Origin of the sequence: Pseudochryseolinea flava (assembly GCF_003286915.1) — a bacterium.
In the GTDB taxonomy this organism is placed as follows: Bacteria; Bacteroidota; Bacteroidia; order Cytophagales; family Cyclobacteriaceae; genus Ohtaekwangia; species Ohtaekwangia flava.
In genome coordinates this window covers 104,964-125,326 of sequence record NZ_QMFY01000009.1, presented here as the reverse complement: position 1 = coordinate 125,326, position 20,363 = coordinate 104,964, and the positions used below count along the sequence as shown (strand labels likewise).

Here is a 20,363-nt window from a genome sequence, read left to right as displayed (position 1 = left end):
TTAATTACGACTGGCCATAACACGCCAGTCGTTATTTTTTATGATTGCATTTCCGCCTTGTAAAATCAATCTAGGTCTTCATGTCGTTTCGAAAAGATCCGATGGGTTTCACGATTTGGAAACGTGTTTCTTACCCGTACCGTGGACCGATATTTTAGAAATTATTCCTGCCACGCAAACGTCCTTCACGCGTACCGGAACGACCATACCGGGAAACGACGCTGACAATTTATGTCTGCGCGCCTATCAACTCCTGGCCACGTCGCACAATATTCCACCCGTCAGTATTCATCTTCATAAAGTGATTCCAACGGGAGCTGGTCTCGGTGGTGGATCTTCCGATGCAGCACACACACTTCGCCTCTTGAACACGATTTTCAACCTTAACCTTTCGACGGAGGATTTGATGAATCATGCCGCCACACTGGGCAGTGACTGCGCTTTCTTCGTACAAGACAACCCGATGATAGGGCGAGGACGAGGAGAAGTACTAACACCAGTTGAAGTAAATCTCAAAGGAAAATATCTTGTGCTGGTAAAGCCAGACATTCATGTGAGCACCGCAGCCGCCTATTCGAATATTAAACCTGCGACGCCACAGCATGAACTTGAAAAGATATTGAATATGCCGATAGGACATTGGAAAGAATTGCTTTGCAACGACTTTGAACGTACAGTGTTTGCTCAATATCCGGCCATAGGTTCCATTAAAGCCCAACTTTATGAATTCGGCGCACACTATGCGAGTATGAGTGGCTCTGGTGCAACTGTGTTCGGGATTTTTGACAGCCCGATAGACGTCAGTCAATTTTCTCAGCACACGGTCTGGACCGGATTATGCTAACCGTTCAGCCAAAATTTTGCTGAAAAGCCAAGTCATTTTACTATTTTCAAAACACTTAATAATTGTTGATCATATGAACTATTGGTTGGTGAAGTCTGAGCCGAGTACCTATTCTTGGGATGACCTTGTTCGAGACAAAAAAACAACATGGGATGGCGTGAGAAACTTCCAAGCACGAAATAATTTGAAGTCCATGAAAAAAGGAGACCTCGTTCTTTTTTATCACAGCATGGATGACAAAGCCGTGGTTGCTACCGCCACCATTTCAAAAGAGCATTTTCCCGATCCAAAGGATAAAGATTGGGCGGCAGTAGAAATTGCTGCTGGCAAAAAATTAAAAAAACCTGTTACACTCGCACAAATAAAAGCCGACAAGCGTTTAGTTGATATGGTGTTGGTTAAGTCGTCTCGATTGTCTGTACAACCCGTAAAAGAAGCCGAGTATTCAATCGTATTATCCTTAAGCGAAGAAAAATGAATTTGCGTTACCTTGTGCGAAGAACAGATACGAGCATTTCGTGTGTCTGTCTGCTGATCTGTAGTTTATTAACGTTCGGTCTAAGCGCACAGGTATCTCAGCCTCATCGCTATGAGCGACTCCACAAAAATTCCGACGATAATTTTCATGTCATCTCACTGAAAGAAGATGGCATTGCACTATTTCGTGAACGTGACAAGTATAAAAACAACAATAAACTATACGAGCTCATTCTTCTCGACACGACCTTACAAGAGAAAAAGTCTGTCGAGCTAGAAGTAAAAGAGCGATATAGACTCGTTGGCTATGAAGTGACGTCCACTCAACTTTATTTTCTATTCCGTTATGGAGAATCGACAAAGGGGGAGTTTGAATGCGTGGAAGTGACGCTATCGAATGGTAACGTTGCAAAATTCAACATCAAACCTGATTTTGAATTTAGACTTTCACATTTCAGTCAGGTGGACCGAAGTTTAATCTTGGGTGGATATATAAACAACGAACCTGCCATACTGTTGTTCGATGTAAGTTCAGCACTCTTAAAAGTTGTCCCTGGTTTTTTCCAAAAGGATACCGAGCTTGTTGATCTGCGCGTAAATCAAAACAGTACATTCAACACGGTTACTATTGATCGAGGAACACGGGGTGATCGGAAGCTGACTTTTAAAACATTCGACAGCAATGGCAAAATATTAATTGAAGATGTTGTGCCTATTGACGAAAATATTTCCGTTCAAAACGGACTTACCAGTACATTAGAAAACGAAGACCTGTTGGTTTTCGGAAATTGGGGAGAAAAAAATTCTAAACAATCGAAAGGATTTTACTCGCTAAAAATTGATCCGTTCAACGATCAGAAAATTAAGTATGTAGACTTTGGCCAATTCCAACATTTTTTAGAATACCTAAATCCTAAACGTGTTGCTCGTCTGAAAGAAATCTCAAAAGAAGATAAATCAGATGGTAAAATCCCATCGTTTTCTGCTTATGTAATGCCGTACCGCCTTGTGGAAAAGCCAGAAGGATACCTACTATTAGCTGAAGTATACACGCCCAATAGCAATATTAATCCATACTATACGGGGCCGTACTACTATAGCCCATATTACTATGGTCCGGCCATGGGTTACGGACCATACTTTCGGTCACGTCCGTATGCACCAGGTCCAAATGATAATCGCACCAATACAAGTATTCGCACAAATCAATCCGCTGTTATTTCATTCAATAACAGTGGAGAAGTACGATGGGATCAGAGTTACAAGCTTGAAGACATCGATCTACCCAGCACAGAACAAGCTTCTGATTTTTTAGTCACTAAAAATTCGGTGTTCTTAGTTTACAAGAAAGAATTCGATATCAAGGTAAAAGCAATCGACTTGCCCGACGATAACACAGAAGAAATCACGGAAAAAATAAAGCCTTCCGAAAATGGCGATGAGATTCGTGACGAAGAAGAAAACGAGGGAGGTGTACGATTCTGGTACGGCAACAACCTTTATGTTTGGGGACTTCAAACCATCCGGAATTTGAGTAAAGAAGATCGCGTCCGCGATGTATTTTACATCAATAAAGTGACCGTGAAATAATGTCGCTGGCAACGCGACTATCAATTCATTATATTCGGTAGACGCACTTCATGTGCGCTAATAACATGCGTTGCATATTCTTTTGCTTTGCACTCATTACAAGTTTGTCACTCAGCGGACAAGTTAAACAATCGGCGCGTCTAGAGCTTCCGTTGTATCAGGGTGAGTCCAAATTTGAAATTGTTCCATCTAGCAATCGTGGGTTATACCTATATCGTTGGATTTCGACCGATCAAGCCGATGCATTAGAGCTCATCAAACTTGACACTGCGTTCAGCGTGATTTGGAGAGGCTTTCTTCCGCTCGACCAACATCTCAAATTTTTGAGTCTGAAAGTTGCAAGGGATAATTTTTACGTTCTGTTCCGTAGAGAAAATCAGGGGCGAAATAATTTTTCATTGTATGCTATTGAAGGAAGAACAGGAAACTTCATTCGGCATGATATTAAAAACTACATCACTTTCACGCCTTTGGAATTTCAAGTTACCGATTCGGCAGCGCTCATGGCTGGCTATTTCAACCGCGTTCCCGTGGTGACACATTTCGATTTCAGGAGTAACAGATCAAAAATTCTTCCCGGACTACTCAACGAGATCGGGGAACTCACGCAAGTAAAAACAAATGATGATGGTAGTTTTAATGTACTCATTGCAGCAAGGAATTACGCCGGCCAGAAAACGATATGGATAAAAACATATGACCCCAGCGGAAAACTCTTGAGCAACATACCACTGGAATCGGAAGACAATAAGACTTTGATTTTTGCGCGATCGCTAAAGATGGAAAATAATGTACAGATTGTTGCCGGTGTGTTCGGAGCGCAACGGTCGGACTATTCGCGCGGTTTCTTTATGGCAAGCATCGATCCTTCATCAGGGATGCAGCAGATTCGTTATTACAACTTTCATGAGCTTCAAAATTTTTTCAAGTACATGAAAGCCAAGCGAGAAATCCGGGTTAAGAAAAGAATAGAGCGAAGAAAAATTAAGGGCAAGAGGATTAAGTTCAATTATCGTTTTTTAGTACACGAGTTGGTACCGCATAACGGACAGTTCATTCTTCTGGGGGAAGCTTTTTATCCACACTACATCACGGCTGATCGGTCTGGCTTCGGATTTTTTTCACCCTATGCGTACAGCGGTGCTCAACAGCTTCGAGACGGGCGCATCTTCGACGGCTACTACTATACCCATGCCGTGGTAATGGGGTTCGATGTAAATGGTGACATCATTTGGGACAACAGTTTTGAAATCAACGACGTGAAGACCTATACCCTTGAGCAATTTGTGCGACTTGAAATTCAAGACGATAAAATTGTATTGCTCTACCTTTACGAAAACGAACTTCGAACAAAAATTATCGAAGGGAACAACGTGGTTGAAGGAAAAACGATTGAGCCGCTTACAACGTCGTCAGAAATGGATGAAATTCTGAAAGAAGATCATGAAAAAGGCGATCTGAATTACTGGTATCAATCATTTTTTTATGCTGCCGGTATCCAAGAAATAAACAACCCGAAGCTGGGCCGTCGACGCGTTTTTTATGTAAACAAGATCAGCTACGATTTTTAGTGTTTTTGGGCGTTCCTGCACCACACAATTTTTACCGAGTATCCAAAAACTAACCGCGATATGTCTATATTTGCACGTCTGTATGCAAAAAAAGCTCATTCTCGATAGCGACCTTCTCGACATCACTATCAGCCGTCTTTGCCAGCAATTGATTGAGCGTCACGGCAATTTCTCTGAAACAGTTATCATTGGTATGCAGCCCCGTGGAATACACCTGGCTGAAATCATCCATGCGCGATTGCAGAAAGACACCAAAAAAGAAATTCCGCTAGGCTACCTGGATGCTACCTTCTATCGCGATGACTTCCGTCGTCGGGAAATTCCTGCAAAAGCAAATGAAACACGCATTGACTTTATCATCGAAGGAAAGCGCGTAGTGCTGGTTGACGATGTACTCTTTACGGGTCGTACAATCCGGGCCGCCATGGATGCTATGATCGCATTTGGTCGCCCGGCAAAAGTCGAACTGCTCGTGCTGATCGATCGAAAATATACACGTGAGCTACCGGTCGCCGCCGACTATGTTGGAAAAGCTGTCAATACGTTAACATCACAGCGCGTGCTGGTGGAACTCGAAGCACAAGGCCATAAACAAAACAAAATCTGGTTGGTAAATAAGGATTAATCCTATGTCGAAACTCAGTCAAAAACACCTTTTAGGTATCAAGGACATCTCTCGCGAAGACATAGAATTAATTTTCGAAACCGCCGATAATTTTAAAGAAGTAATCAATCGCCCGATCAAAAAAGTGCCATCTCTACGAGATGTTACGATCGCGAATGTGTTCTTCGAAAATTCGACACGTACACGTCTCTCCTTCGAACTTGCGCAAAAAAGATTATCTGCTGATGTCATTAATTTTTCTGCATCAAACAGTTCTGTAAAGAAAGGCGAAACCCTACTCGATACGGTCAACAACATCTTGGCGATGAAAGTCGACATGATTGTGATGCGACATGCCAGCCCAGGCGCACCGCATTACCTTGCCAAACACATTAATGCCAATATTGTAAACGCGGGTGACGGCACACATGAACACCCAACACAAGCGCTCTTAGATGCCTTTTCTATTCGTGAAAAACTCGGAAGCCTCGTTGGTAAGAAGATCGCTATCATCGGCGACATCTTACATTCTCGTGTAGCGCTATCCAACATTTTTGCACTGCAAAAGCTTGGCGCGAAGGTGATGGTTTGCGGACCTCCTACGTTGTTGCCAAAGTTTATCAAGCACCTTGGCGTAGAAGTAGAACTCGACGTACAAAAGGCTTTACAATGGTGCGATGTTGCTAACGTGCTACGCATTCAACTTGAACGCCAACAAATCAAGTACTTCCCATCGCTGCGAGAATACTCACTCTACTACGGCATCACAAAAAAGACGCTTGATAATCTCAAGAAGCAAATCGTCATCATGCACCCCGGACCAATCAATAGAGGTGTCGAGCTTAGCAGTGATGCAGCAGACTCTGAACATTCCATTATTCTCGATCAGGTAGAAAATGGTGTAGCCGTGAGAATGGCAGTACTTTATCTTCTGGCTGGAAGAACGTCGTAATATTTGATCATCGGCTTCAGGCTGCAAGCTACTAGCCTTTATGCATTCTCTGCGGTCTTCCGGACTTCTTTGAGAACCTCTAGCATTTCTTTGCGAAACTTTGTGGAACATTTGCATTGCCGTAAAAGCTCCGGTTCGCTCGTCAATACACGACCCAGAGTATAGCAGACTATACTGACACCGTAACCAGACCGAAGCTACACCGTATCCAGAGTCAGGTTCGGATCGAGCGCCTGAAAAAATGTCAGGTCTAAATAATTGCCTTTTTTTGAAAAAACCGCCCGACAAAAGATGACGAACTGATGATTGATACGCTGATAACCCGACAACCAATTTTCTTAATTTTACATCGAGATCCAAGATTATGATTTACAATTCAATTATTGAAACAATCGGCAATACCCCAATGGTGAAGCTGAACACCGTTAGCAAAGGCATTAAAGGGACGATTCTTGCAAAGGTAGAATACTTCAACCCTGGCAACAGTACTAAAGACCGCATGGCGCTGAAAATGGTTGAAGATGCTGAGAAGGCTGGTATTCTTAAACCCGGTGGAACAATCATTGAAGGTACTTCCGGCAATACTGGAATGGGACTTGCACTCGCTGCTATCGCCAAAGGATATCGCTGCATTTTTACAATGGCCGACAAACAATCGCAGGAAAAAATCAATATCCTCAAAGCTGTCGGCGCAGAAGTTATTGTTTGTCCTACCAACGTGGCGCCGGATGATCCCCGCTCCTATTACTCTGTCGCCCGGAAATTGAATAAAGAAATTCCAAACTCGATTTATCCGAATCAATACGATAATCCGAGCAACGCTACAGCGCATTACTTAACAACCGGCCCCGAGATTTGGAAACAAACCGACGGTAAGATTACACACTATGTTGCCACGGTTGGTACGGGCGGATCAATGTGTGGTACTGCGCGGTATTTGAAGGAACAAAATCCATCGATCGTTGCTGTGGGTATCGACACCTATGGATCTGTTTTCAAAAAATACAAAGAGACCGGCATCTTCGACGAGAATGAAATCTATCCTTATTTAACTGAGGGATTTGGTGAAGACATCTTACCAAAAAATGTAGACTTCAACGTGATCGATCAGTTCATTAAGGTGACTGATAAGGATGGTGCAATTGCAGCTAGACGTCTTTCAAAAGAAGAAGGATTATTCGTGGGATGGTCTAGTGGATCTGCTTTGCATGGCGCGCTTGAATATGCAAAAGAGAATCTTAAAGAAGACGACGTCATGGTGATTTTGCTACCCGACCACGGCACGCGTTATCTCGCCAAAGTATATAACGATCAGTGGATGAAAGACCATGGCTTTTTAGAGGCGCGTTCATTCGGGTCGGCACGCGACATTATTGCAAAACGAAATGGTAAGAATAGCTTGTTCACGGTTTCGAAAAATTCGAAAGTAATGGAAGCAATATCGGTGATGAACCGCGAAGGCGTAGATCAGATTCCCGTCACGGAAAATGGTCAGTTCATCGGCAGCGTATCTGCTTCTGGATTGTTGGATAAAATCATTCAAGACCCACAGTTGCAGTCGAAGCTCGTGGGCGAGGTGATGGACAAACCCATGTTGTTCATTGCACCCGATAGCACGCTGGACGTTCTTTCCTCACTATTGAATAGAGACAACAAGGCCGTTTTAATTCGCGATGATCAGGAGCAGGTGCATATTATCACGCAGCACGACGTGTTGCAGGCTATTGCCGGCTAAGAAATCAGAGAATACGTTTCTCAAAAGGAGAACTTTTTATCATAAAACCCTCAAATTTTAACGATTTGAGGGTTTCTTGTTTTTGGCGCGAGATTGGCCTTACACTCGTCAAATAAGAAGGAGGATTTATGATACTGAAGTTTTTCTTTAAACAGATGTCCCTGCAACGACAAGCTAATTTTTTAAAGAAGCGTGGAATTATGCTCGGAACAAGGCTGAAAGACGGACGTAGAATTTACATCTACATGTTGCGTGACCTCTTTATTGAGGTGCTCTTTAAGAATGATAATGTGAACGAACATGCCGAAAGGCTCAACATGCTGGAAGGCCTCCACAACTTGAACGAATATCTAGAGAGAGAATTTAAAGCGAGTTTTTAAGCCCAGTCACGCCAAGCCAGTCTGCAATCGTGGACTGGCTTTTTACTGTTCTTTATTTTCCGAGGACTTTCAACATGGTATCGCCGATCTCTGCAGGAGATTCTACGACATGGATACCACACTCACGCATAATAGCCATTTTAGCAGCGGCCGTATCTTCTGCGCCACCGATGATCGCACCGGCGTGTCCCATTCTTCTACCTGGAGGTGCAGTCTGCCCTGCAATGAAACCAACGACAGGTTTTTTATTTCCAGTTTCTTTGATCCAACGTGCAGCAACGGGCTCATAATTTCCACCGATCTCGCCGATCATGACAATCGCATCCGTTTCAGGATCATTCATCAATAACTCAACGGCATTCTTTGTAGGCGTTCCAATGATTGGATCACCACCGATACCGATCGCTGTAGAAACGCCAAGGCCAGCCTTCACGATTTGGTCAGCGGCTTCATAAGTAAGCGTTCCTGATTTTGAAACGATACCGATTCTACCCTTTTTGAATACGAAACCAGGCATGATCCCTACCTTCGCTTCACCCGGCGTGATGACACCTGGGCAGTTCGGTCCGATTAAAGTCACGCCTTTGTTTTGGATATATTTCTTGGCAACCATCATATCCTTTACAGGAATACCTTCGGTGATGGCGATAATTACCTTGATACCCGCATCAGCAGATTCCATGATCGAATCAGCCGCAAATGCTGGGGGCACAAAAATGATTGACACATCGGCACCAGTCTTTTGTACAGCTTCGCTAACGGTGTTGAATACTGGGCGTCCCAAATGTTCCGAGCCACCTTTGCCAGGCGTTACTCCACCAACTACGTTCGTTCCATACTCGATCATTTGACCTGCGTGGAATGTACCTTCCGTACCGGTAAAACCTTGTACGATTACTCTTGAATTTTTATTGACGAGAACGCTCATGGAAATAAATTTTGTGAGCACAAAAATAGGAGAATATGGCTCTTGGCCAAACCGTCTGAAAACAAAGAAAGCTGCTTTACCAGCAGCTTTCTCATTAAATATCTACGTAGACATTAGTTTTCTTTAGGAACTGTCTTAAACCCTGTGCGCTTCAAATAATCTTCATAGTCGCCCTTGAAGCTCGGTTCGAGTTCAACTGCTTTGATAAAGGCTGTGGTCGCGTCAATGAGCAAACCATTCTCTTCAAAGAATGCGGCTTCAAAATACTTATCAAGTGCGGTTGCGGCGCCGAGTTCTCCTGATACCTGATTAAACTCCGACTTAATGCGTTGTTTATCAGCAGAAGATAAACGCTTCAATGTATAGATCTCCGATTTTGCATTGCGGTTTGCCTTTTGATAAACGATCACCGAAATATTGTCTTCATCTTTTAAAGTAGATTCAGAAAGATCGATAGTCACCTTTGATTCTTTTGTTTCAATTTTCGCCAACTCGTCGCCAAAAACAGACGACAACTCTACCACGAAAGGGCCGGCAACTTTTTTAGCGTCCCATGCAATGGTAACTTCATTACCAAATACTACTGGATTTTTATCAGGCACCGGAAGGAACACAGGAAAATCTACACCACGGTGTACAGCTCCCGTTGCGGCTAGGCGCTTTTGTTTTGATTCGTTAGAACTTAAAATAAAGTCGGTGTACTTATTTAGAACGCTCGAGCTGCCAGAAACTTTAGCGGCAAGATTTTCTACTTTATACTTACCAGCTTCCTTTATTTCAAGCGGCTTACCATTCGCGTGAACCAAGCCAACGTAGGAGTTTGCCGTCACGTTTAATTCATCTTCTGGCTTGAGGGTTGCCCCGACTTTTACCGCCTGAACTTTTGCACCTGATTTTATTTCACTTTTCCCTTTGTTCACCAATACCTTGAAAGCAAAATCTTGCGCAACAACAGTAGACACAGTCGTTGCCAGGAGTGATGCGAAGAATGCCAACTTAATCGTTTTCATACTGAGCGTAATTTGAATGATACCTGTAAAATTAGGTTTAAAAATGTTTTCATTAAAACGGAAAAAGCCGCTTTATGGCGGCTCTTATTTCAACTTTCGTTCCAAAATTTTTAACGCTTCATGCCATGTCTGATCAAAAAGTCGTCGTAAGCTTCTTTATATTCCTGAACCTCAGGCGCGAGGCGGATCGCTTCTTCATAAGCTGCTACCGCATCGATGAAAAGAAAATTCGTTTCATAGAAACCTGCTAAGATGAATTTATTCAATGCGGTTTGCTCTGCAACTTCCCCCATGATTTCGCCAAGTGAAACTTTAATCTTGTCTTGATCTGCCGGTGATAGCTTTTTAATCAACTTCTCTGCAGACTTCTTTGAAGGATCGGCCTTCGATGAAACTTGCACGAGCACAGCGTTTTCTTTTACAAATTTTGGATCAGTTAAGTCCAGTCTCAAAACGGACTCAGGTGTTTCAACTCTTGCTAGCTCCTCCCCAAACATGTTGTTCAACACAACCACATAAGGGCCAGGAACGACTGAACCTTCCCAAGAGATGATCGCTGCTGAATTATAGATTCCTGAATGTTGATTCTCCGGAAGCATGATTTGAATAGCGGGAGCAGCTCCTGTTCCATCTGTACCACGGTGAATGGCTCCTGTTGCACTCAACCTATTTTTCTTTGCCTCAGCAGAGTTGCTACTCAGGATAAAGTCTGTGTATTTATTAATAACGCTAGAGCCCGTTCCAATTTTCTTCTCCAGGTCCGACACGGTGTAACTTCCAGCTTGTTTCAATTCAATTGGCTTACCTGTAACGTGTACCAGACCCACATATGAGTTCTCGCTTACTTTCAACTCATCGTTCTTATTGATGGTCGTTCCCGTTTTAATGGGCTGCCAAGCATCGCCCGTCTTAACTTCGCTACCACCTTTGTTGGCCAAAACTTTGAAGGCATACTTCTGGTCTTGCGCGAAAAGGCCTAGGGTAACAAATAATAATGCTGATAGGAGCGTTAATTTATTGATTTTCATGATTTTGAAATTCTACAGGAGTGTGCCAAAGTTACGGACTATAATCTAAGAGTTTAATACTTCTTTTTTCTTTTTGGTAAACAGTCGAGAATTCTTAATTCTCTTCAAAATTTCCCTGATGAAGCCGTTGTAAAGCTCAAAACAGGTTCCCACCAAAGCCAGCGCAGCCAGCGTTAACGTGAGATTTAGCTTAAAGTTGAACCACTTCAAAAAATACAGCATTAAGACTGTACAAATTAAGATTTGAACCAACTGCAAAATAATACTTAGCCCATCAAACCAGAGCGGGATCTTTCGCGTGATCATGATAAACAGTGCAACGTTCAGGAGGCAAACCAGAAAGGCAATAACATATTCTTGCCACGGACTAAGCTCATTGATGTAATCTTCTCCTAAAATCATTGATATGATATTAGCATGCACCACTACGCCGTACATATCTGGCCTGGTCTTACCCGCATAGTCTTTATTAAGTGGGGTAATGAATTTATCATCCCATGAGGTATCTTCCATGGTTTGGCCCATAAATCCAAATAGAACAATTCTGTCCTTGATGAGCTCGGTTAAGAACGTAGAGGAATCCATCGCTTGATCCCAATCAAGATAAGCATATCGATTAGCGAATTGCGGATCCGAAGCATGGAATACATCTGGCACGTTACCACGATAATTAATCACCTCAGAAGATTTATTTCGTTCTAGGAATCGCTTAGTTTTTGCGGAATCGTAGAGCATGGCAATTTTAACGGAGAATGCTAACTCACGGGTACCGTCCACCATCATTATGGAGGGATTGAATCGCCTGCATATTTTCAGATCTTCTTGATCGTTTGCGTCGGTATCTAAATTTGCAAAACCTTCAAACACATTTCCTCGGATCATTTCGTCGGTGTGTTCAAGCGAATCATAAAGATCAATGTCACCCGCCGCTTCCAATAACGAATCGGACTGAAGTAGCTTTGTCACCATGACGACGTTCCCGGCGTTCGATATTGCAAATCCTAGTGACATATTTGCTAGCGTATCATACGCCATTGGGCAGCATAAGGAATCAATAGCTCCCCCTGCGCAGCCCGCGCAATCAAAAAAACTGTCAATACCAATTACCCTAGGTTTAAGCGACGCGATATAGGCTAATTGCTGAGCAAATTCCCCGCGCGTGAGTGTACTCATATTAATGATCGTGATATCATTGTCTACGGGGGGTTGCTCCAACCTGAGTTTCGAAAATGCAATATCTGTGATCTCCATGTCACCCAGTGCTTTTCCGATTGGATCGAAGACGTTAAACACATTAAACTGTGCCACCTGCTTTAGAGACCACAAGACACCGAACACAAAAAGGGTTGCGATCAATGAATCGATCCAAAATTTCTTCATACCAAGAGATGTAATTCAGTAAATTTAGAAATTTAACCGACTTAATCACACTCCATAATCATGCAAGGATCCAGATTCAGGAAAAGTACCGACGCGTATCGACAGGGAATTCTGGAAGGCGATCGCATCATCCTTAGTCAGGCGATAACGCTGATGGAGAGTGCACATGAAGAAGATCAACGCGCCGCGCGCGAATTGCTTGAAAGCCTCATCAAACATACCGGACAATCACTTCGCATTGGCATTACCGGACCTCCCGGTGTCGGAAAAAGTACATTCATTGAAGCATTCGGCAAACACCTCACGGAACAGAGAATTCCGATTGCCGTGCTCACGATCGATCCCAGTAGCAATCGTTCACAAGGAAGTATATTGGGCGATAAAACGCGCATGCACGATCTTTCCAAAGATCCACTCGCATACATCAGACCTTCGGCATCCGGAAATGTTTTGGGAGGTGTTGCGCAGAAGACGCGCGAATCAATGTTACTCTGCGAAGCTGCTGGATATAAAATAATTTTAATTGAGACTGTCGGTGTTGGTCAATCGGAGACTGCCATTAAAGATATGATCGACTTCTTCCTGTTACTCGCGCTACCGGGTGCAGGCGATGAATTGCAAGGTATCAAGAAAGGAATTATGGAAGCCGCCGACGCCATTGTCGTCACAAAGGCCGATGGTGATAATGTCGCGCGCGCAACGCTAGCCCTATCCGAATTTAAGCATGCTCTACATCTTCTCTCGTCGAGCGACACATCATGGACGCCCCGCGCATTGGCAGCGTCTTCGGTATCTGGGAAAGGTCTTGATGAGATTTGGCTGATGATCCAAGAATTCGAACGCGGATCGAAATTATCTGGCCGATTCGAAGAAACCAGAAAGCGACAACGGGTCCAATGGATGAATGAATATTTTCAACAACTGCTTGCTCAGGATATTGAACAAGCAAACCTTGTCGAGCAAAAATTAAATCATGAACGTGCTGTGATGGAAAACCGCGTCACACCTTTTTCCGCAGCGAAAGCGATCCTTCAACACTATCACGAAGAAATTCGCAAGCGTAAGTCCTGAAACCAAAACGCGGATTCTTTCTTTTCACTTTCACCATCGGGCAATGTAACGGCGTAGGTATACGTTTTCTTGACTACCTGTTTTCTCTCTATCGCGATATCGGATTTAAATATTGGTCCTCCCACCACGAACGTATGAAATTCTCCACACTCACCACAGGGATCTATCGTTGGCGAAAGCGTCTCAAGAAATTCGTCGTCTAGAAAACGTCCTAAATCCTCTTCCGCAAATAGTGAGGCATCGGCGGCACACAACACTGTCTTAAATCCTGCACCGATGAAATCACTCAACAGCATTCGTGAGTCTATTCCCCATAGCGGAAAGATGGGTTCGAGTTTCGATTCAGCTAACAGTGACTCACGAAAAGCACGGAGATCTTCCAGAAAAATATCACCATACATCACCGCTTCAATTCCATCGCTTGCACAGATTTTGTAAAACGACTTCATCAATGCTGTATAGGTGTCGTGATCTTGACTGGCGGTAAGGTATAATTTAACCAACGGTACCCCTAGCTGCGCCGCTTGCTGCTCGATCAACGTCTCATGGATACCGTGTAATCCGACGCGCCGGGTCTCTTTGTCGATCACCGTGTGAAGGTTAACGATCTCGAACTCACCCGAAGCCATTACCTTGAATAAGGCGAAGGCAGAATCTTTACCGCCGCTCCAACTTATCGTTATCTTTTTTCTTGAAACCATAGGGACAATGTCTGCAGCCACTTTTACAACAATACCCACGTTTCAGGTGAAAGGCCTCAGTGAAAACCATGAGGCCGTTCTCCCAATAAAAATCTTCTTCTTTTATATGACGTTTCTTGTCGTCTTGCACTATCTAAAAATAAACTGCCCTGGTGAAATTCCACTCACAAAAGATGTTTTAAATGTACCATCTGCTTTGTAGATAAAAACCTCACCTGGACTTGCATTATCATTTGCATCACCTACGTAGATATCGCCAGTTTTTGGATCAACATTCAGCGCGTAAGGTTTAGTGACATCACTTGCATTGATAAACGCTTCCGCTGGTGCGGACGTTGCACCGATCGCTATCTTGTAGATATTCTTTCCAACACGATAAAGGATTTCATCTTTCGCTGCGTTGGTCGCAAGGTCTCCGCTGGGTTGACCTTCTATCGTAATCTCCTCCTCGATTTCAAACGTCGTGGCATTCACTCTAAAAAGTTTGCCGCTTGTCGCTCCATAGGTACCAGTCGTAATGACCCATAGCTTGTTATTCTTATCGATCACCAAGCCCTCAGGGCCAGCACTCAATTCCAGTTCATGCTTAACAGAATTATCTGTCGGATCAATAACCAGAACAATGCTTGAATTTCCAAATTTGTTATTTGAAGCAAAAAGGTATTTGCCGTCATAAAGAAGATTTTCAGTTCCGTCGTACGTGTATATTGTATCCAACGGCGCCATGGTATTTGCATTTAAAACGAGTACCACGGAATTGTCTAGGCTCCATGTTTCACTATAAGGTCCCCACACGCTTACATAAGCCTTCTCACCAACGATCTGCACATATCTTGGCTTATCAAGAATAGGAGCAGAATATGCAGTGATCGATTTGAAATCTTTACTATTCGCAACTTCTATTTTATTATCACCATTCAAAACAAGGAATGCGCGATCATTGTAGAACGTGATCGACTGTAATACATCTCCAGCAAATCCTTCGTCGTTCTTAAAAATATTGAGTACTGATTCTCCCGTATTCGGATTATAAAAATCTACTGTACCCGTTCCGGCTTGAAACTTGCCTTCATTAACAATCAATACGCCGGATTCAAAATTTACTTCTTTCTCGTCGTCAGATTCGCAGCTTTGAAAAGCAACTGCACCAGCGATCAATGAGAGAAAAAGAATTGTCGAGCGAAACTTTTTAAAATTCATTCTGCTTTGTGATTTAATTTATAGTTGAGTTGAAAATTATAATGACGTCCGGGCAAAGCTCGTCGTTCATACAATGTATATTCTTGGTTGTGTACGTTAAGAACTGAGAACGTCACGCCAAGCACATGTCTTCCGAGGTCAAATGCGCCGCCAACCGAAATATTATGAACTGCGAATGGATCAAGTGCATACATTTCCGTATCCGCTGTATCGGTAGCGCGTCTGCTGTTGTACTGAAGAGATTGTGTGAGGAAATATTTTTTGTATGTAAGCTGTACATTAAGCCCCGCAATATGTTTCGGTGTATACATAAGTTGTTTGCCGATCACGTAAGCATTGTCGAGCGGTGCTTTGGATGTTATTGATTTAACAAATTGATAGTTTCCCATCACACTGATTTTTGACGAGCCCATTTTTTGACTCCATGCTATTCTCGACTCGAGCCCTTTAATCTCAACCTGCATAACGTTTTCCGGATACCACTCTTCACGACCGCCTTGCACCTGTCGCGGCCTCCATTTTACTAACTGGTCTACGACTTGTGCAAAAGCTGTTTGTTGAAATGAGAGAAAATTCCGCTGCCACTTAAAACCAAACTCCGCAGCGTTACTCTTTTCAGGAAGCAGATTCACGTTGCCGACGCGTGGCCAGTAACGATCGTTCAAAGTTGGAATACGATAATTACGTGAAGCGTTTGCCAATAGTGAAAGTTGCATCCTTGTTTTGTCGATCACCCTATAAGACGCACCGACATAGGGAAGAAATGGCGCATCGAATCCTTTCACAGCGGGTTGCCTCAAGTTGATTGAAATTGAAAGACGATCACTAAAATCTTTGAGGAAAGAAGCGTAAACATCATATCTGTCTTCCGTAATATTATCCTCGTAGGCATCTAGCTTTCCCACCACGCGTGTCAAGGAAGTGCCCACCTCCATAAAAACATCATAAGGTAATTCCCGCTGATATCGGATATCACCACTGAAACGCTCCACAACACCATGCTCGCCATTAAACACCAAATCGTCATGCACATATCCCAACGAAGCCTGTAGACTTCCATATCGACCATTGCTTTTATATTGCATGCTTAGGCGATGGTTTTCATCTTGTTGTTCATCACTCGCATTCACGCCAGTGGAGTTTTGCTGAATCTCACGATCACTTTTATGATACCAGTAATGCCATTCTATTTGCTTGGCATTATCGATTTGAAATCTGATGTCTTGTAGAAAGCCGCCTTGCTGATAAGCCGCATGTTGCTGACGTTCTCCATTGGAAAGCTTTCTAAAATCATTATCACACTGTTGATGATAGGCACGCGATATGAAACTCCATTTCTTCCGTTGCCATGCGCCTTGAATGGAACTAAAATATTTGCCGAAGCTCCCTGATTCTAAAGTCAAATCGAGCACAGGATCATCGTCGAATGTTGAGTTAAGGAGTACTGTTCCTCCGATCGCGCCACTTCCGAAACGTGCACTACCGCCACCGCTATGAACACTCACCTCGTCGGTAGCTGTGACAGGAAGGATAGAAAAATCTGCTTGCCCCAATGAAAAGCTATTGATGTTTAATCCATTCCAAAGCACGGCGGTATGTGCGGGCGAAGTACCACGGAGGTTGATTCCACTACTCATTCCATTGCCATAATTTCTGAAATAAATAGGGAAGTCTATCGAGAGAATTTCGCCAAGATGTTGAGATGCTCTATTCTGTTGAATTGTTGAATCGAGTGATTGATAGGAAGAGCCTACTAAAAATCTATCTTCAGGAATACCATAGACGGTGACCTGCGACAATACAATAGAATCACGCTGTTGCGCACAACACAACGCGCTGTTGATAATGAACAATGCAAATAAAATACCTAACCGCATACAATAGTATCAGTCAAGATGTAAAACCAGATGGTAATAAGTAACTACGTCGCTTAGTACACTTCTGACCTTTCACCCGAAAGTCAAAACATTTTGGAATTACATCGGCAGGTCTCCTGGCTTTTCACGTCGCTAACGCCTTCCCATCCCGAACAATCGGCACAGTGGCAATGATGGTTAGCAACAAGATGTGAACTTACAGTTGCGGGGACAGCTCCGGCATTTCACCGGTATTCCCATTTAATCTCAACGCCCTTGTATCGGGCTTGAGAACCGCGAATCCGGTGCAAACTTAACGAGCATTTTTATAAAACTGCAATGTCTTCCAGATTAATTCGCACAAACCTTCTATTATTGCGTGCTATGAAAAATGTTTTTTACATCGTAATCATTTCGCTCGGGCTATTCAGCTGCACATCAAAAATTGAGAACACGTCTACGCCTGTCACCGATACAACGCGCACCAATATTAATTACGCTGATGGATTTCGCGTTTCAGAATACAAGGGCTTCAAGCTTGTAGACGTTGTATATCCCTATCAAGGTGCTACGTCAGGGTACAAGTACTTACTTATTCCGAGAGGCGCAACGGTGCCGGAACATCCCGCTGATTATAAAATCATCTACACGCCACTTACGTCAATCGCATGTACATCGACCACACATATTCCGTTGCTCGACTATCTCAACGAAACTGATAAGCTTACTGGATTCACGACAACGGACTACATTAGTTCTGAGAAGATGCGCGCTCGTGTGGATGCCGGAAAGGTTCAAGAACTCGGCAAAGACAGTGGCATCAACATAGAACTGCTCACGGTATTAAAGCCAGACGCTGTGATGGCGTACACCATGAGCAGCGACTATGGGCAATTCAAAAAAATTGAAGCCCTCGGCATTCCTGTTGTCATCAATGCTGAATACTTGGAGAAACATCCTTTAGGTCGTGCCGAATGGATTAAATTCATGGCGCTGTTCTTCAACAAAGAGAAAACTGCGGATTCCGTTTTTCAAATTGTAGAATCAAACTACAGACGTATACAAAAACAAGCGGCGCAAGTGCAAACACGTCCTTCTGTATTGAGTGGAATTGTATATGGCGATACCTGGTTTCTTCCTGGCGGACAAAATTACGCCTCAAAAATTCTCGACGACGCTGGTTGTCATTATCTATGGGAAAGCGACTCGTCGCATGGATACCTTGAACTGAGCTTTGAATCTGTGTATGACAAAGCACACAATGCAAATCTTTGGATTGGTGTTGGAAACATCAAGTCATTACAAGAACTCGAACAAGCGGATCATCGCTATAAGAAATTCAATCCGTTTGGAGCGAAGCAAGTGTATACATATGACGGAAAGAAAGGCGCAAAAGGCGGGAGTGAATTTCTTGAGCTCGGTTACTTAAGGCCCGATATTATTTTAAGTGATCTTGTCGCGATTGCCCATCCTGACTTACTCCCCAACGACACGCTATATTTTCACAAGCGTTTAGAATAGACCCTAAAAAAAATTTAAAATCCTCGTTGAAGAAACAACATGCCTTCTTCAACGAGGCAAATAATTAAGCAAGCACTTGATCTGTCTCTACTTCGAGACCTGCCTGCTGCATGGCGCCGAAACCACCATAAATATTCGTAAGATTTTTGAAGCCTTGCTTCGCCATAATAGAAACAGCCGTCATCGAACGATAACCTCCACCGCAGTGAACAAGGTATGATTTATTTTTGTCGAGTGATTCGGTGATGTTCGGAAAGTCGGCCAATGGAAGGAAGGTTGCATCCTTAACATGCGCAGTACTCCATTCACCAGGTTTGCGAACATCTGCGACAACAGCACCTGCTTTCATTTCAGATTTCATATCCTCTGCATGAATCGATCTCACCGTTGAAAGTGTATCGGTCCATCCGCGAATGCCATTCTGGAGATAGCCCAACACATTTTCATATCCAACACGCGCTAAACGCAAAACAGACTCCTCTTCTTTTCCTTCTTCCGCTATCAACACCAATGGTTTCGCGATGTCGATCAGCGTACCAACCCACACTGCAAATTGTCCATTCAATCCGATATTAATGGCTCCAGGAACAAACCCCTTTTCAAAATCATCAGCTTTGCGTGTATCGAGAATTGTTGCACCGTTTGCTACTGCGATCTTAATCTCTTCAGGTGAAAGTGGCTTCGTATTTTTAGCGATCACTTTTTCGAGTGGATCATAGCCCATTTTGTTGATGCGTGCGTCCTCGAAAAAATATTGTGGCGGAGGGAGTATTCCGTCCGTTACCTTCTGAATAAATTCTTCACGCGACATGGGCTGAAGCGCGTAGTTGAACTTACGCTGTTCTCCAATTGTCGAGAAAGTTTCTTTGCCAATATTTTTTCCACACGCTGAACCAGGACCATGTGCTGGATAAACAATCACTGCGTCAGGAAGTGTTTTTATTTTTGATGTGAGTGAATCGTATAACATACCAGCAAGATCTTGCGGCGTCATTACACCGTCAAGCAGATCAGGACGACCAACGTCACCGACGAATAAAGTATCGCCAGTAAATATTGCGTGTGGGTTTCCTTGTTCATTCAACAAGAGAAAACAAGACGACTCAGGTGTATGTCCCGGCGTGTGCAGCACGCGAATTTTCAATTTGCCCAGCGTGAATTCTTCGCCGTCTTTTGCATTATAAACTTTGTAAGAAGTTTCGGCGAGCGGCCCATATACAATGGGTGCGTTTACTTTGTTGGCAAGGTCAATGTGTCCTGAAACGAAGTCAGCATGAAAATGTGTTTCGAAAACATACTTGATCTTGGCTCCCCGCTTGTTGGCCAATGCGAGATAAGGTTCTGTTTCGCGAAGAGGGTCAATAATAGCTGCTTCGCCATCCGACTCTATATAATAAGCCGCCTCTGCCAAACAATTCGTGTATAACTGCTCGATGTACATAGTGATTTGATTCTAAAAACAACAAAACCTTACAAATCTCTTAAAAATTCCCGGTAATTGAAGTCATCGACGTA

At 43.4% G+C, this 20,363-nt stretch carries 19 protein-coding genes and 1 riboswitch; of the genes, 10 read left to right on the top strand and 9 right to left on the bottom strand.

All coding sequences use genetic code 11. From position 1 onward, the window contains the following. Positions 1–40: 40 nt before the first annotated feature. The 8 genes from ispE (at position 41) to DQQ10_RS17285 (ending at position 8,153) form a co-directional block, all read left to right on the top strand. Positions 41–844, top strand: coding sequence for a 4-(cytidine 5'-diphospho)-2-C-methyl-D-erythritol kinase (gene ispE, locus DQQ10_RS17320; protein WP_112748152.1), 804 nt, complete (start codon positions 41–43; stop codon positions 842–844). A 73-nt stretch (positions 845–917) separates the two neighbouring features. Then, a complete protein-coding gene (locus DQQ10_RS17315; protein WP_112748151.1) occupies positions 918–1,322 on the top strand; it encodes an EVE domain-containing protein in 405 nt (134 codons plus the stop codon). After that, complete coding sequence (locus DQQ10_RS17310) at positions 1,319–2,911, top strand: hypothetical protein (RefSeq protein WP_112748150.1); 1,593 nt, start codon at positions 1,319–1,321, stop codon at positions 2,909–2,911. Before DQQ10_RS17315 ends, DQQ10_RS17310 begins: the two co-directional genes overlap by 4 nt. 65 nt (positions 2,912–2,976) lie before the next feature. After that, positions 2,977–4,482 (top strand): hypothetical protein, encoded by a 1,506-nt coding sequence (locus DQQ10_RS17305; RefSeq protein ID WP_112748149.1) that lies wholly within the window; start codon positions 2,977–2,979, stop codon positions 4,480–4,482. A gap of 82 nt (positions 4,483–4,564) precedes the next feature. Continuing rightward, entirely contained in the window at positions 4,565–5,107 is a 543-nt protein-coding gene (gene pyrR, locus DQQ10_RS17300) for a bifunctional pyr operon transcriptional regulator/uracil phosphoribosyltransferase PyrR (protein ID WP_112748148.1), read from the top strand. Positions 5,108–5,111: 4 nt separating this feature from the next. Then, entirely contained in the window at positions 5,112–6,038 is a 927-nt protein-coding gene (locus DQQ10_RS17295) for an aspartate carbamoyltransferase catalytic subunit (protein WP_112748147.1), read from the top strand. Positions 6,039–6,402: 364 nt separating this feature from the next. After that, complete coding sequence (locus DQQ10_RS17290) at positions 6,403–7,773, top strand: cystathionine beta-synthase (protein ID WP_112748146.1); 1,371 nt, start codon at positions 6,403–6,405, stop codon at positions 7,771–7,773. A gap of 128 nt (positions 7,774–7,901) precedes the next feature. Next, a complete protein-coding gene (locus tag DQQ10_RS17285; protein WP_112748145.1) occupies positions 7,902–8,153 on the top strand; it encodes a hypothetical protein in 252 nt (83 codons plus the stop codon). A 52-nt stretch (positions 8,154–8,205) separates the two neighbouring features. Here the strand turns inward: DQQ10_RS17285 and sucD are convergent, their stop codons facing one another. The 4 genes from sucD to DQQ10_RS17265 form a co-directional block, all read right to left on the bottom strand. After that, positions 8,206–9,081, bottom strand: coding sequence for a succinate--CoA ligase subunit alpha (gene sucD, locus DQQ10_RS17280; RefSeq protein ID WP_112748144.1), 876 nt, complete (start codon positions 9,079–9,081; stop codon positions 8,206–8,208). Positions 9,082–9,194: 113 nt separating this feature from the next. Next, entirely contained in the window at positions 9,195–10,091 is an 897-nt protein-coding gene (locus DQQ10_RS17275; protein WP_112748143.1) for a hypothetical protein, read from the bottom strand. Positions 10,092–10,201: 110 nt separating this feature from the next. Next, positions 10,202–11,119: a hypothetical protein gene (locus DQQ10_RS17270; protein ID WP_112748142.1), complete on the bottom strand. Its 918-nt coding sequence runs from the start codon at positions 11,117–11,119 to the stop codon at positions 10,202–10,204. 45 nt (positions 11,120–11,164) lie between these two features. Continuing rightward, a complete protein-coding gene (locus DQQ10_RS17265) occupies positions 11,165–12,499 on the bottom strand; it encodes a CHASE2 domain-containing protein (RefSeq protein WP_112748141.1) in 1,335 nt (444 codons plus the stop codon). Between the two features lie 60 nt (positions 12,500–12,559). Between DQQ10_RS17265 and meaB the strand changes: the two genes are divergently transcribed. Next, positions 12,560–13,570 (top strand): methylmalonyl Co-A mutase-associated GTPase MeaB, encoded by a 1,011-nt coding sequence (gene meaB / locus DQQ10_RS17260; protein WP_112748140.1) that lies wholly within the window; start codon positions 12,560–12,562, stop codon positions 13,568–13,570. On the opposite strand, the gene DQQ10_RS17255 is transcribed toward meaB, so the two are convergent. From DQQ10_RS17255 to DQQ10_RS17245, 4 genes are read right to left on the bottom strand one after another with little or no spacing between them, the layout of a single operon-like run. Next, a complete protein-coding gene (locus DQQ10_RS17255; protein ID WP_112748139.1) occupies positions 13,540–14,271 on the bottom strand; it encodes a Dph6-related ATP pyrophosphatase in 732 nt (243 codons plus the stop codon). The two genes, meaB and DQQ10_RS17255, sit on opposite strands and share 31 nt — an antisense overlap. Beyond that, a complete protein-coding gene (locus DQQ10_RS27975) occupies positions 14,228–14,341 on the bottom strand; it encodes a DUF5522 domain-containing protein (protein WP_245970456.1) in 114 nt (37 codons plus the stop codon). Before DQQ10_RS27975 ends, DQQ10_RS17255 begins: the two co-directional genes overlap by 44 nt. A gap of 59 nt (positions 14,342–14,400) precedes the next feature. After that, positions 14,401–15,471 carry a YncE family protein gene (locus DQQ10_RS17250; RefSeq protein ID WP_112748138.1) on the bottom strand — a complete coding sequence of 357 codons (1,071 nt, stop codon included), beginning with the start codon at positions 15,469–15,471 and terminating at the stop codon, positions 14,401–14,403. Further along, positions 15,468–17,348, bottom strand: coding sequence for a TonB-dependent receptor plug domain-containing protein (locus DQQ10_RS17245; protein ID WP_112748137.1), 1,881 nt, complete (start codon positions 17,346–17,348; stop codon positions 15,468–15,470). The genes DQQ10_RS17250 and DQQ10_RS17245 overlap by 4 nt, the downstream gene beginning before the upstream one ends. Positions 17,349–17,437: 89 nt before the next feature. Beyond that, positions 17,438–17,638: riboswitch (cobalamin riboswitch) on the bottom strand. Positions 17,639–17,711: 73 nt separating this feature from the next. On the opposite strand from DQQ10_RS17245, the gene DQQ10_RS17240 reads away from it, so the two are divergent. Next, on the top strand, positions 17,712–18,848 hold the full coding sequence (locus DQQ10_RS17240; protein WP_165823980.1) for an ABC transporter substrate-binding protein: 1,137 nt from the start codon (positions 17,712–17,714) through the stop codon (positions 18,846–18,848). 64 nt (positions 18,849–18,912) lie between these two features. Here DQQ10_RS17240 and DQQ10_RS17235 read toward each other — a convergent pair whose 3' ends face one another. Further along, on the bottom strand, positions 18,913–20,289 hold the full coding sequence (locus DQQ10_RS17235; protein WP_112748135.1) for an MBL fold metallo-hydrolase: 1,377 nt from the start codon (positions 20,287–20,289) through the stop codon (positions 18,913–18,915). Positions 20,290–20,363: the final 74 nt, after the last annotated feature.

What these genes read in the sequence shown, in the direction of transcription:
- ispE (WP_112748152.1), top strand. Translation starts at nt 41, where the DNA reads ATGATTGCATTTCCGCCTTGTAAAATCAATCTAGGTCTTCATGTCGTT.
- DQQ10_RS17315 (WP_112748151.1), top strand. Translation starts at nt 918, where the DNA reads ATGAACTATTGGTTGGTGAAGTCTGAGCCGAGTACCTATTCTTGGGAT.
- DQQ10_RS17310 (WP_112748150.1), top strand. Translation starts at nt 1,319, where the DNA reads ATGAATTTGCGTTACCTTGTGCGAAGAACAGATACGAGCATTTCGTGT.
- DQQ10_RS17305 (WP_112748149.1), top strand. Translation starts at nt 2,977, where the DNA reads ATGCGTTGCATATTCTTTTGCTTTGCACTCATTACAAGTTTGTCACTC.
- pyrR (WP_112748148.1), top strand. Translation starts at nt 4,565, where the DNA reads ATGCAAAAAAAGCTCATTCTCGATAGCGACCTTCTCGACATCACTATC.
- DQQ10_RS17295 (WP_112748147.1), top strand. Translation starts at nt 5,112, where the DNA reads ATGTCGAAACTCAGTCAAAAACACCTTTTAGGTATCAAGGACATCTCT.
- DQQ10_RS17290 (WP_112748146.1), top strand. Translation starts at nt 6,403, where the DNA reads ATGATTTACAATTCAATTATTGAAACAATCGGCAATACCCCAATGGTG.
- DQQ10_RS17285 (WP_112748145.1), top strand. Translation starts at nt 7,902, where the DNA reads ATGATACTGAAGTTTTTCTTTAAACAGATGTCCCTGCAACGACAAGCT.
- sucD (WP_112748144.1), bottom strand. Translation starts at nt 9,081, where the DNA reads ATGAGCGTTCTCGTCAATAAAAATTCAAGAGTAATCGTACAAGGTTTT.
- DQQ10_RS17275 (WP_112748143.1), bottom strand. Translation starts at nt 10,091, where the DNA reads ATGAAAACGATTAAGTTGGCATTCTTCGCATCACTCCTGGCAACGACT.
- DQQ10_RS17270 (WP_112748142.1), bottom strand. Translation starts at nt 11,119, where the DNA reads ATGAAAATCAATAAATTAACGCTCCTATCAGCATTATTATTTGTTACC.
- DQQ10_RS17265 (WP_112748141.1), bottom strand. Translation starts at nt 12,499, where the DNA reads ATGAAGAAATTTTGGATCGATTCATTGATCGCAACCCTTTTTGTGTTC.
- meaB (WP_112748140.1), top strand. Translation starts at nt 12,560, where the DNA reads ATGCAAGGATCCAGATTCAGGAAAAGTACCGACGCGTATCGACAGGGA.
- DQQ10_RS17255 (WP_112748139.1), bottom strand. Translation starts at nt 14,271, where the DNA reads ATGGTTTCAAGAAAAAAGATAACGATAAGTTGGAGCGGCGGTAAAGAT.
- DQQ10_RS27975 (WP_245970456.1), bottom strand. Translation starts at nt 14,341, where the DNA reads ATGGTTTTCACTGAGGCCTTTCACCTGAAACGTGGGTATTGTTGTAAA.
- DQQ10_RS17250 (WP_112748138.1), bottom strand. Translation starts at nt 15,471, where the DNA reads ATGAATTTTAAAAAGTTTCGCTCGACAATTCTTTTTCTCTCATTGATC.
- DQQ10_RS17245 (WP_112748137.1), bottom strand. Translation starts at nt 17,348, where the DNA reads ATGCGGTTAGGTATTTTATTTGCATTGTTCATTATCAACAGCGCGTTG.
- DQQ10_RS17240 (WP_165823980.1), top strand. Translation starts at nt 17,712, where the DNA reads ATGAAAAATGTTTTTTACATCGTAATCATTTCGCTCGGGCTATTCAGC.
- DQQ10_RS17235 (WP_112748135.1), bottom strand. Translation starts at nt 20,289, where the DNA reads ATGTACATCGAGCAGTTATACACGAATTGTTTGGCAGAGGCGGCTTAT.